Annotated in this window: 9 protein-coding genes; 8 read left to right on the forward strand and 1 reads right to left on the reverse strand. The window is 45.0% G+C overall.

Annotated elements, in window-relative coordinates:
• Positions 1-181 precede the first annotated feature (181 nt).
• The 8 genes from BN1247_RS01565 to BN1247_RS01600 all read left to right on the forward strand — a co-directional run bounded on the left by BN1247_RS01565 (position 182) and on the right by BN1247_RS01600 (position 9,975).
• On the forward strand, positions 182-1,045 hold the full coding sequence (locus BN1247_RS01565) for a sugar phosphate isomerase/epimerase family protein (RefSeq protein ID WP_054948813.1): 864 nt from the start codon (positions 182-184) through the stop codon (positions 1,043-1,045).
• 81 nt (positions 1,046-1,126) lie between these two features.
• The gene (locus tag BN1247_RS01570) at positions 1,127-2,188 is read left to right on the forward strand and encodes a Gfo/Idh/MocA family protein (protein ID WP_054948814.1); all 1,062 of its coding nucleotides are present in this window, start codon (positions 1,127-1,129) and stop codon (positions 2,186-2,188) included.
• A 121-nt stretch (positions 2,189-2,309) separates the two neighbouring features.
• Complete coding sequence (locus BN1247_RS01575; protein ID WP_054948815.1) at positions 2,310-3,941, forward strand: DUF4127 family protein; 1,632 nt, start codon at positions 2,310-2,312, stop codon at positions 3,939-3,941.
• Positions 3,942-4,286: 345 nt separating this feature from the next.
• A complete protein-coding gene (locus BN1247_RS01580) occupies positions 4,287-5,612 on the forward strand; it encodes an ABC transporter substrate-binding protein (protein ID WP_054948816.1) in 1,326 nt (441 codons plus the stop codon).
• A 124-nt stretch (positions 5,613-5,736) separates the two neighbouring features.
• Positions 5,737-6,630: a carbohydrate ABC transporter permease gene (locus BN1247_RS01585; protein ID WP_054948817.1), complete on the forward strand. Its 894-nt coding sequence runs from the start codon at positions 5,737-5,739 to the stop codon at positions 6,628-6,630.
• A gap of 32 nt (positions 6,631-6,662) precedes the next feature.
• On the forward strand, positions 6,663-7,517 hold the full coding sequence (locus BN1247_RS01590) for a carbohydrate ABC transporter permease (protein ID WP_054951439.1): 855 nt from the start codon (positions 6,663-6,665) through the stop codon (positions 7,515-7,517).
• A gap of 118 nt (positions 7,518-7,635) precedes the next feature.
• Positions 7,636-8,508, forward strand: a complete 873-nt coding sequence (locus BN1247_RS01595) for a MurR/RpiR family transcriptional regulator (protein WP_054948818.1) — start codon at positions 7,636-7,638, stop codon at positions 8,506-8,508.
• Between the two features lie 198 nt (positions 8,509-8,706).
• Entirely contained in the window at positions 8,707-9,975 is a 1,269-nt protein-coding gene (locus BN1247_RS01600) for a Gfo/Idh/MocA family protein (RefSeq protein ID WP_054948819.1), read from the forward strand.
• A gap of 111 nt (positions 9,976-10,086) precedes the next feature.
• On the opposite strand, the gene BN1247_RS18630 is transcribed toward BN1247_RS01600, so the two are convergent.
• Positions 10,087-12,558, reverse strand: a complete 2,472-nt coding sequence (locus BN1247_RS18630; RefSeq protein WP_054948820.1) for a DUF4855 domain-containing protein — start codon at positions 12,556-12,558, stop codon at positions 10,087-10,089.
• Positions 12,559-12,669: the final 111 nt, after the last annotated feature.

Raw genomic sequence — 12,669 nt, forward strand, 5'->3', positions numbered from 1 at the left:
GACGTTATTGCTCCATTGGTATATTAGTGGTATATTGAACGAAAATCGATGTTTATCATGGAAACGCGTGTATTCGCTTTCCTAGGGAGGTGGTTACTATCTAATAGAACTTAACTTGCAGATAGACAAATACTGCCAAACGCTGTTACGTATAAATCGTCTCAGGAGGTATTAGGCACGCATGAAAATAGGTTTGAGTACGTATAGCTTATCGCGTAAAGTACAATCTGGGGAAATGACAGTTTTTGATGTCATTCAGTGGACTGCCGATCACGGTGGCGAACACGTAGAAGTCGTCCCTTTTGGCAGTGAATTGGAAGATGACCGTCAACTCGCCAAGGACATTCGTAAAAAAGCGGAAACGGTTGGCATCGATATCTCGAACTATGCAGTAGGGGCTAATTTTATTTGTGATAGTGAGGAAGAGTTCGAGCGGGAAATTGAAAAAACGTTGCGTAAAGTTGATACAGCGCATGCGCTCGGTGCGAAGCTCATGCGACATGACGTCGCTTTTCGTCCGATTGGGGAAGTGTCGATTAACCAATTTGTCGCCGATTTTCCTCGCTTAGTGGAAGCGTGTCGCCGGATTGCCGATTATGCGCGCGAATACGGGATCACGACGAGTGTTGAAAATCACGGTTTTCACGTGCAAGCGAGTGACCGCGTGCAGCAGTTAGTTACGGCTGTCGACCGCCCTAACTTTAAAACGACGCTCGATGTTGGGAATTTTCTTTGTGTTGACGAAGACCCAGTAGCAGCTGTGAAAAACAACTTGCCGTACGCGTCCATCGTCCACTTGAAGGACTTTTATTGGCGTCCATCTTACCGTAACCCTGGCGAAGGCTGGTTCCAGACATCGCACGGCAATTACTTAAGAGGGGCGATTGTCGGCCAAGGTGACATTGACATGTGGGAAATTATGAAGATCGTCAAAAACAGCGGTTACGACGGGTATTTATCCATTGAGTTTGAAGGGATGGAAGATTGCGCTCTCGGATCAAAAATTAGTATGGAAAATGCGAGACGTCTGTGGGGAGAACTTTAATAACGGGATGATTGTTCTAAGGACGACTTATTGTGTTCATGTGCATGTTGTGTTAGGTACCCATGAGAGGAGAGTTTTGTAATGAAACAATTAAATGTCGGTGTTGTTGGAGCGGGCTCTATTTCAGCCATGCATTTAGGAGCCTATAAAAACAATAAAATGGTGAAAATATCCGCTGTATGTGATCTTAATGAACAAAGAGCCCGGCAAAAAGCGGCTGAATATGACATTCCGGATGTTTACACCGATTATAATGACCTGCTCGCAGACGAAATGATTGATGCTGTCAGTATTTGTACGTGGAACAACTCGCACGCCGAAATTGCCATTGCGGCGCTGGAAGCCGGGAAGCACGTGCTCGTGGAAAAGCCGTTATGTCAAACGGTTGCCGAAGCAGAGCAAATCGAAGCGGCGGTGCACAGAAGCGAGCAAGTGCTGCAAGTCGGTTTTGTTCGCCGCTTCGGTACGAACGTCAACGTGTTAAAAAAATTTATTGACGCGGGCGACCTTGGAGACATTTATTATGCGAAGACGTCGTGTTTGCGCCGTTTAGGGAACCCGGGGGGCTGGTTTGCCGACCGCGAACGTTCGGGAGGCGGACCGTTGATTGACGTCGGCGTTCACGTGATCGACTTATGCTGGTATTTGATGGGCAAGCCAAAAGTAAAGTCGGTCAGCGGCAATACGTACAAAAAGCTCGGTAACCGGAAGAACGTAGAAAATTTGTCATACTATAAAGCGGCCGATTACGATCCCGATTTAAACACAGTAGAAGACATGGCTAACGCTGTCATTCGCTTTGAAAACGGGGCGTCGCTAGTTGTCGATGTCAGTTTTACGTTGCATGCGAAGGAAGATGAACTGACCGTCAAGTTATACGGTGACAAAGGCGGCGTAGAAGTGGAGCCACAACTGTTACTCGTTAGCGAAAAACACGATACGATCCTAAACGCCGTACCGCAAATCGACGATTTATCTTTTGACTTTGAAAATGGCTTTCAAAGTGAAATCGACCATTTTGTACATTGTTGTCTCGGTGAGCAGAAGACGATCGCACCGGTAGAAGACGGGGTTGAGATCATGAAAATATTGTGTGCGATTTATGAATCGAGCGAGAAAGAACAGGAAATTTATTTGAATTAAGTTTTATGAAGGTTGTATTTAAGGCTTTTCCTGTTCTCGGATATAGGCATTATTTACTGTCCTCGTTACAGCGAGGACTTCTTTTTCGCTAATTGAAAATTTTAATAAGGGGCGTGTAAAGGTGGCGAAAATTGTTTATTTACCGTTGGATGAACGTCCATGTAATTACTCGTATCCACAGCAATTAGCAGCGATGACCACGCTTGATTTCATCGTTCCCGAGCGGTCGTTACTCGGGAATAAAAAGGAGCCAGCCGACATACCAGCCATACAGGAATGGCTGAAAGAGGTGACGATCGACGCCGATTACCTTATTGCCTCGATCGATCTGCTCGTCTACGGGGGAATTGTCCCCTCTCGGTTGCACCAATTGTCTATGGAACAATGCTTAGCGCGTTTGCACATACTCGCACAAATTAAACAGGCGAATCCAAAGCTGAAGATTTACGCTTATAATCTCATCATGCGCACACCTGCTTACGACAGCAGCGATGAAGAACCGGATTACTATGAGTACCATGGCCGACAGTTGTATTTGTACGGGTGGCTGACAGACAAGGCGGCAAGAGGAGAATTGACAGCAGCAGAGGAGACGCAATTGGTAGAAGTTAAAGCTAATCTTCCGGGCGAGTATTTAGACGATTTTATGTCGCGTCGGTATGTGAATAGCGCCATTAACAGCAACAGCATCGATTTAGTGTCACAAGGTGTTGTCGAACGGTTAATTATTCCGCTCGACGACAATTCCGCGTACGGTTTCACGGCTCAAGAGCAGCGGCAGTTAGTTTTTAAAGTCGCAGAGATGAACCTCATGGATCGCGTAGCGATTTACCCGGGAGCTGACGAAATTGGGTGTACCTTGTTTGCCCGCGTGTTTTGTGAAACGATGCGCTATACACCGGAAATATTTGTTCGTTATTCTTCGACACTTGCACCGTTCATTATCCCGAAACTCGAAGATCGGACACTAAACGAGAGTATTAAACATCAGTTGACAGCTGCTGGGGCAGTGATGGCAGATCATTCTCGGGATGCACATGCGATACTAATGGTTCATGCGCCAGCAGTAGGAGAAGCGAATGTCGCCGACGGGCAACCGTTTGCCGAGCGGCACGCGTCTTATTACTCTGAAGTGAACATCCCTGAGTTTGTACACGCCATCGAGAATTATTTGGGGAAAGGTAAACTTGTGGCGCTTGCAGACGTCGCTACCATTAACGGCAGCGACTCCACGCTAATGGACATACTGAGTAAGTTAGGCCTATTAGCTGACATCGCGGCTTACGCTGGATGGAACACGATGGGTAATACGCTCGGTACAGTCATTGCGCACACGGTGATTGAGTCGTACTATCATACGGCGAACCGTTCAAACGGCTGTTCAGTCGATCGTGTAACCGTTCGCTCCTCGACTAGAAGCAACGATAGTGATCGCCTGAAGCAGAGTCGCGTCTTTTACTATTCACGCTTAGTTGAAGATTGGGGGTATCAAGCAGTCGTCCGAGGAGACGTATGCGAGAACGACTTGCCTTCACTCGGAGTTACCGTTAGGGACTTGTCCTCTAGACAGAATCAAATAGAAAAAATCGTTGCTGGTAAGCTCGAGACTTTTGTCCACAAAAAATTACAACAAGGGTGTCGGGACACCATTACGTTAAGTGACGTTCACTTGCCGTGGCGGCGCATGTTCGAGGTCGGATTTACTCTTGAACTTCAAAAAAATGATAGTCATTTGGCAGACCACTACTTGTAGAGATGCGTGTCATATTCCGTTATAGTTTAAAAAATAATTAGATTAAATGATATACAGGGGGAAATTTCCCCCTAAAATATAATCTTGACAAAAATACCCCGCCGTGATATTTTTAATGTGAACGATATTTACGTAAGTTACATATCTGTTGTACAAAGAAAACGCATACGCAATCGGTTAGTCAGGGTTACTTCAGAAGCGCTTTCGATTGAGTAACTGGATAGTAGGCTTTAAAGGAGGTGAGGAGCCAAGTTGTCTATTGACTAAGTTTAGGTGTTCTGCTTTTTTCGTTATGAATATAGGCCTGTTACGGTGTCACTAAAATTGTTTTTAGGAGGATTAACGATGAAATGGAAATCAGTTGTGGCGGCGTTACTCTCGGTCTGTTTAGTTTTCGTCTTAGCCGTAGGTTGTTCACAGTCTAGTAATTCTGATGGCGTTCAAGGGAAAAAGGGCGAGGGTAGCAAAAAAAGCGGTGAAAAAGTAACGCTTGATTTTTGGTATGGTTGGGGAGGTCACGAGGGAGAGGCACTTGAAGAACTTATCAAAGAGTTTAACGAGAGCCAAGATAAAATTGTTGTCAAAGGACTAAGTCAAGGAGACTATCAAAAACAGTTAACTGCTATTACTGGAGGAAACCCGCCGGACATTGCTACACAGTTTGGTTCTTCTGTTGCGCCTTGGGGAGTCAAGGGCGCCATGACACCTCTGGACGATTTGATCGCTAAAACTGATACTAAATTGGACGACTTTGTGCCAGCGGCGTTAGAAACTGGGAAATACGACGGTGTAACGTATGCGGTTCCGTATACGATGCACGTTAATATGTTATTTTACAATAAAGATATTTTGAAGGAAGCGGGATATGACGAACCTCCGGAAACGTTGCAAGAGCTTCAAGAATACGCAAAGAAGCTAAGCGTTCTCAGAAAAGACGGTTCGTTAGAGCGCCTAGGATTGTGGCCAGGAGTCGATTGGTTGACGATTATGCATGCATACGGTGCAGAATTTTGGGATACAGGTAATAACCGAGTGACCCCAGGACATGAAGGTGTTAAAAAAGGGGTCGCATTCGCTAAAGAAATATGGGATGAGTACGGAACTGCAAACTTAGATAGATTCACTGCCAGTCTCGGAAAATCAATGTCGGAGCAAAACCCGTTTTTTAGCGGTAGATATGCGATGGCAATCGGTGGGGAATGGACGCCAACCTTTATTGAAAAATATGCGCCTGATTTAAATTACGGAATTGCGCCGATTCCGTATGACAAAGATCGACCGGATTTGAAAAACACAGGTAATGTGACAACGAGTGTGTTATATATCCCTAAAGGTGTGAAACATCCGGAGGAATCGTGGCAGTTTTTATCTTGGCTTACGGATAAAGAGCAGATGGTGAAGTTTACAGCTGCGATTGGTAACCTACCGACGAGGATGAGTGCGCTGGACGATAAGGGATATGACAAAGTACCGGGTTTTAAAGAGTTTCTCGAGTATTCGAAGGGAGACAATATGAGATCTTTCCCTTCATTGCCGTTTACGGAACAGTATATTTCTGAGATTGCAAAACAGTACGACGCTATCTTGCGTGGCAAAGTGTCATTCGATGAAGCGGTGAAAAAGATTGAAGATAAGATGCAACCTCTCGCCGACAAACATTATAAAAAATAGAAGGCTACTTCACAGTTTGTGAGCGTGATTAAAACTTCTAGTTTAAAGAGGGGTATACGGTACGTACGAAGAAACGGGTCCCATTTATGGGACCTGGAATTATACTTAAGGAGGAGAGTGCAACATGTCCGTATCTAAAAAGCGGCGAAATTTTTTGTTAGGACTTGCTTTTGCCTCACCGTGGCTCATTGGTTTTCTAGCGTTTACTGTTTACCCTTTTGTTAGCTCATTTTATTACAGTTTGACGGAATATGACTTATTTTCACCTCCACAATGGGTAGGTTTTGCTAACTACGTAGAAATATTTCAAGATAGTAATTTTTATAAGTCGTTAACAAACACTTTTTTTATGGCATTCATTGCAGTCCCCATTAATATTACGCTTTGCTTGCTTATTGCGTTGACATTGAACCTAAAAGTGAAGGGGATCCGCTATTACCGCACCTTGTTTTATCTTCCAGCAGTTATTCCTGCCGTAGCGATGGCCATGCTGTGGAGTTGGATTTTGAATCCAGAGTACGGAATTTTAAATACAATGCTTGGTGCGATTGGCTTGCCGGAGCCCGCATGGTTAACTGACCCGTTGTTTACAAAACCGTCGTTAATTATTATGGGTTTTTGGGGGACAGGTGCAGGAGCGTTGATTTTTTTAGCTGCTTTACAAGGCATTCCGCGACAATATTATGAAGCCGCTGAACTTGACGGAGCGAACTGGTGGCATCGTTTTCGCTATATTACGTTACCAGCTTTATCGCCCATTACGCTGTTTCAATTAATTATGGGATTAATCGGCGCCTTTCAGATTTTTACAGAGTCCTTCATTTTAATGGAAGGTGCGAGTGGGGGACCTGATCAATCGATGTTGTTTTATGCTGTTAACTTATATCAAGAAGCTTTTGGTTTCTTAAATATGGGGTATGCTGCTGCGTTAGCGTGGATTTTGTTTATTATTGTCATGTTAATTACGATTGTCATTTTCAGAACGTCCTTACGTTGGGTATACTATGGAGGTGAGTGATCGTGGAAACAACCGTTAACGTACCGCATCCCATACGCACGAAAAAGCGGAAGCGAAGTTTAGGATACAAGTTGCGGAAAACCATCTTGCCGCATCTGCTATTGATTACACTCGGGCTCCTATTTTTATTTCCGTTTGTGTGGCTCCTGTTAACTTCGTTAAAAACGTCACAGGAGATTTTTCAGGTGCCGATCAAGTTTTTTCCTGAAAAACCACAGTGGGGCAACTTTGTCGATGCGATCAAGGCGATGCCGTTTACACTGTACGTCGCTAATACGCTACTCCTCTGTCTGATTAATGTGTTTGGCCAGGTGATCTCATCACCACTAGTGGCGTACTCTATTTCCAAAATCGAATGGAGGTGGCGCAATGTCATCTTCGCGATCATTGTTGCTACGATGATTCTCCCGCCTCAAGTAACGATGATCCCTTTGTACATCGTGTTTAGTAAACTGGGATGGGTGAATACGTATTTGCCGTTGACGATCGGCGCATTTTTCGGGGCACCGTTCTACATCTTTTTGTTGCGGCAATTTTTTATGGGGATTCCGAACGAATTAGCGGAAGCGGCGCGACTGGATGGTGCATCTGAATTCCGGATCTACTGGCAAATCATGTTGCCGCAAGTTAAACCTGTATTAGCGACAGTTGCTCTGTTTACCTTCGTCGGTGTGTGGGGCGACTTCATGGGACCGCTCATATATTTAAACGATGCTGATAAATGGACCATTATGGTTGGATTGCAGAACTTTTTCGCTGAGCACGGTGCGCAATGGGAGTTGTTAATGGCTGCAGCGGCAATCTTTACGCTACCGTCGGTTATCATTTTCTTCTTCACGCAAAAATACTTTTTGCAAGCTGGATCCGCTCTAACAGGATTCAAATAATGATTTGTCGATAGCCCCGCTTCCGATCAGATGGTATTCTTAGGTATGCGGCAGTGTTACCGATGTTGATCGTGTTTAGCAGCTTTTTTGACTGAACGTTACGAGACTAACTGGGGAGGTGGTCTGTTTGAATAAAGGAAATGATGTACAAGACACGCTGCTCGCCATCCGCAGCCATCTAAACGCCTTAACGAAAACTGAAACAGTCGTGGCGGAGTACGTTTTGTCCCATGCGTCAGAGGTTATTTATTTGTCGGTAACAGAGCTGGCCGAACAAGCAGACGTCGGTGAGACGACCGTTCTTCGTTTTTGTCGCAAACTTGGCTTTCGCGGCTTTCAAGACTTTAAGCTATCGCTTGCGCAAGATCTCGTGCAACCGCCGACGACGTTTACGAAAGAGGAAGTGTCGCCGGAAGATGACGCTCAGACGTTAGGACATAAAGTTGTCGCATCCCACTGCAGCATTTTAGAAGAGACGCGTAAATTGTTACAGCCAGCTAAATTAGAGCAAGCAATCGGGTTACTCGTAAACGCGGAAATGATCCAGTTTTACGGTGTAGGTTCGTCCGGGTTAACGGCGATGCAGGCCTCTCATTCGCTTACGCGAATCGGAAAAAAGTGCGACGCCAAACTGGATGCACACTTTCAGGCGATGACTGCCTCGCTACTGTCGGAGAAAGACGTCGCAGTTGGCTTCTCAGTGTCTGGCAGTACGAAGGATACGATTGATAACTTACAAATCGCGAAGGAGTCCGGCGCGAAAATTATTTGTATCACTCACAACGCCCGTTCGCCAATTACGAAGTTGGCGGATGTCGACTTATTGATGGCGGCACGAGAAAGTCCGCTGCAGGGAAGTTCAATGGCTGCTAAAATTTCACAACTGACAGTCGTGGACATTTTATGCTTAGGCGTCGAGTTACAGTTGGACGATGCAGCACGCTCGTCGCGGAAGCGGACCGCACAAGCCGTATCTGAAAAACTGTATTGATGATACAGTTTACCTTCGTATGAAGGGGAAGGAAAGTGTGCTCAAAAAAATCTCAGCCTACTTTTCTAGAGTTGTTTTTGAGCGCACTTTAACTTCATTCGTCTCGTCCGTTCATCCTATTGGAGGCGTGTTATTCTTAGAGAGGCGTTTACAAGCACACATAATTGTGAATTAAATCACATGGAGAGGGGTAATAACATGATTAAAGCTGCATTAATCGGTGCTGGATCGCGGGGGGCTAAACGTTTAGCATCGTACGCGTTGCGTAAGCCGCACGACATCCAGTTTGTAGCTGTAGCAGAGCCGAATGAGACGCGGCGGCGAGAATTTGCCGAACAGCACCGCATTCCAGAAGAGGGGCAGTTTACTTCTTGGGAAGAGATGTTGGCGCTACCTCGTTTATGTGAGGCAATCTTAATTTGTACGAATGACGACTTACATTTTCAGCCGACGATGCGCGCTTTGGACATCGGTTATCATATTTTGTTAGAAAAACCAATGGCTAACGATCCATTGGAGACGTTGTTGATGGCGGAAAAAGCAAAAGAAAAAGAACGTCTCTTATTAATTGCGCACGTCCTACGCTACTCACCGTTCTTTATCGCATTAAAGGAATTATTGGAAGATGAAGTGATCGGGAACATCGTGACGATTCAGTGGAACGAAAATGTCGTCTACTGGCACCAGGCGCACAGTTACGTACGCGGTAACTGGGGGAACCGTGCGCGTTCTAGTCCGATGATCCTCGCTAAATGTTGTCACGATACAGACATTTTGCAGTGGCTCGTCGGCGATGAATGTGAGGCGGTCTCATCTTTTGGTGGGCTCGCTTACTTCCATAGCGGCAATGCGCCGGAAGGAGCGGCAGAGAGGTGTATCGACGGCTGTGCCGTCGAGGCAACTTGTCAGTTCTCAGCGCTAAAATGGTATTACAACGAGATTGACGATTGGCCGCAAAACGTCGTCAGCGACGAGCCGACACTGGAAGCAAGGTGGCAAGCGCTTGCGGAAGGCCCTTACGGTCGTTGCGTCTTTTATTGTGACAACGACGTCGTCGACCACCAAGTGATGAATTTACGTTTTAAAAACGGGGTCACAGTCGCCTTTACGATGGCCGGTTTCTCTACCGACGAGTCTGATACGCGTACGTTCAAAGTTATGGGTACAAAAGGAGAAATTCGCGGTCACATGGAGAAGAACATTATCGAGGTCCGTGACTTCACCGGCAAAATCTCACGTATTCATCCCGAGCAGATTGACGGCGATCACGGCGGGGGCGATTACAACTTAATGAAAGATTTTGTGAATATCATGCAAAGCGGAAACTTTACTGAGGCGAAGAGTTCGGGTGAAGAGTCGGCGCGTAGCCACATGATTGCTTTTGCCGCGGAACATTCCCGTTTGACGGGTGAAGTCGTGTCGTTAAACGCGTATATGAAAGCAGTGCGCGAAGGGATTTACTCGTAAAATTGCGTTTCGGTACACCGTGTGAAGCTTTTCAGGCATGTAAATAAAAATTAACCATTATAAAAAAGGGCGTTCCGTGGAACAGCCCTTTTTTAAGCTATTTTCAACTGTTTATGGTTTCTTTTTTACCTTGATTACTTTAATGAATGTTTTTTGTTTTCCGTTATAAGAGATCGTTACTTGTACGGTTGCTTTCCCGTTTTTGACACCTTTAATCACTTGTCGGTGCTGTTCGTTGTCCTCACCGACTAGCTCTATCGCTTTTCCCTTTTTAATCGACCATTCGTATGTTGCATCTTTCGCTGGAATGAGGTATCCATTTTCAAAAAAGCTCTGTACAGTCAACGTTGTTTCTTTGCCCAATTCAAGAATGGAATTACCACCCTTTAGTTTATTAAACTGCCAAGGGGATACTTCAAGTGTGACGGACTCCGCTTCTATTCCAGCAACTATGGCTCGGATCGATGCTTTTCCCGCTTTACGGGCAACAAGCTTGCCATCGTCCGTTACGTTAATCACTTCTGGGTCGGTGCTTTCAAATTGGACATCGGAAGCGACGGTTGGTTGACCTTGTTCGTTTTTAACCGCCCTATTAACGACAGTCGGTGTCCACTCGCTGCCCACGTCCATCGTTGGTACCTTTGAAGGAAGGGAGATGGCGTAGTCGGGAGCGAGCTTCATCTTTTCGTATTGACGTAACGTGATATTATCAAAATAAAGGGTTGCCCGACTCGTGTTAAATTCATTCATTGTAAGCGACATGCGTATCATATTTTTCAGATTTGCACCTTCTGCGGACAATTCAGCGAGGGGGATCTCTACTTCATTCCATTGTTGAGGTTGTAGTTTTACTGTTTTTGACTTAGACGATCCCCAATCGTACGCATCGTACATAAACTCCAGCACTAGTTTTTGTTCTTGATCGGTGTCGTTGTAAACAGTCATTGCTACCGTGTCGTAACTGCTCCAATCGGTGTTTGTGTAATTGACAAATTCGCGATCGGAATCTGCTAATCTATCAGAAGAAGAGTCGATAAACGCGCGAACAGGTCCCCACCCGCTTGGAAAATCTACTTTTAAGGACTGGCTTCCGGAGTGTACCTTCTCCGTACTAAATGATCTTGGAACAACAGTGTTGCCACCGACGTTAAACTCACCTTGAAAATCGCCAACGGTATATGTGTCGACAATTGTTTCGCCTTTACCCGTGCCCAAGGCGACGTCTTTATAAATTGTTTCATTCATCGGGATGCTTAGTGAAATGGATTTGCTACCGAAGCTATCTTTGCTAACTGTAAAATTGTGTTCAATCGATAAAAGGCCATCTTTCCTAAACCTGCCGTTCTCATCAGTAGTTCCCAACACACCACTTTCATCGCTAACTGTTGCACCTGCGAGTGGTGTGCCATCAAAATCGATTGCACGTAAGTCAACACTTCCTGTCGGAGGTTCAAACTCCCCTTTGGCAAACTTGTAAATGTCGGTGTAAAACTGACGGCCGACTGGACTTTTATGGTGGTATAGCTCATAAATCGCATATACATCCTGGTAATAAGCAAGGATGGAATCTTTCATATAGCCGTATTTCACACCGCCAATTAAATAGTTATATAACGCTTGACGATAGTGCGGCTCTTCAATGGCTCGAAGGTCAAATTCTATTTCAACGCCTTGACTGTTTTCTTTAGCTAATTTTGCTATTTCTTCAATCCGCTTGATTGTTGTGTTTTCCTGGAAGAAATGATTAGGTTGAATGAGTGAAAAATCAAATCCGTATTTATTTCCATTTGCCTTTTCACCCGCACCAGACCAAGGGATCCAGCCTAACCGCATGCCTTTACTGTTTAAGTAATCCGCTGCGTATTTTACATTTTCCTTTTCCCCGGGAACAGCAGGGTCTAAATCTTCCTGGAGCCAATAAAAACCAGCAAGTTTCAAATACTTATATCCCTGTTTGTAAAATTTGGCGGTCATCGTATCAATATACCACTTGACCAGTTCATTTCGCGTTTCTAAGCTCTCTAAATTAGCACTGATCCCATCGCCTTTAAAGTCGCCGAAGTCTTTACTTTGCGGGTCGGGAAAAGGGAGTGTTAAATACACATTTACGGTCTTGTTCCGATCGCCAAGCGTCTTACTCACTTCTTTAACCGCTTGATTGAGTGCATCGAGCTGTTGGTTTTTGATGAACATGCGATCCATAGCCCATTGCCAATCTTTTAAAGTACCCGGTTTTGAATCTTTCACCCAATCATACCATCTGTGCAAACTTCCTTTATAAGGAGATTGCGTAGCTAACATTAAAAACGTATCAAAAAAGTAGTCTTCTGCCTTGCCTTCTTCATTTAAATAGCCAACGTAAGGCAGAAATTTATCCTTGTCGTAGTCCCCTACCTTTACGCCGTCATAGTTGTTAGGGTCGTAGTACCCCGTATAAATAAGGGCGATATTGGAAGCGTGGTTTGATTTAGGATCGTCTTTCGGAAGGTAAGCTGCAAAAGCTGACTGGGCAAAGAGAGAGACACTTAACAACAGAGCAAGACATACAATTGATGCGGTCTTTAATTGAGATTTCATAAACATTAGCACCCCTCGTTTTTTTTAGACAGTGATTTGCAACGTAGGATAACGGTTTCATGAAGAAAAAAACGCTCTCAGTCAATTAACAGGATAAACCCTCCCCTCAATAGTATT

Source organism: Numidum massiliense, assembly GCF_001375555.1.
GTDB lineage: Bacteria > Bacillota > Bacilli > Thermoactinomycetales > Novibacillaceae > Numidum > Numidum massiliense.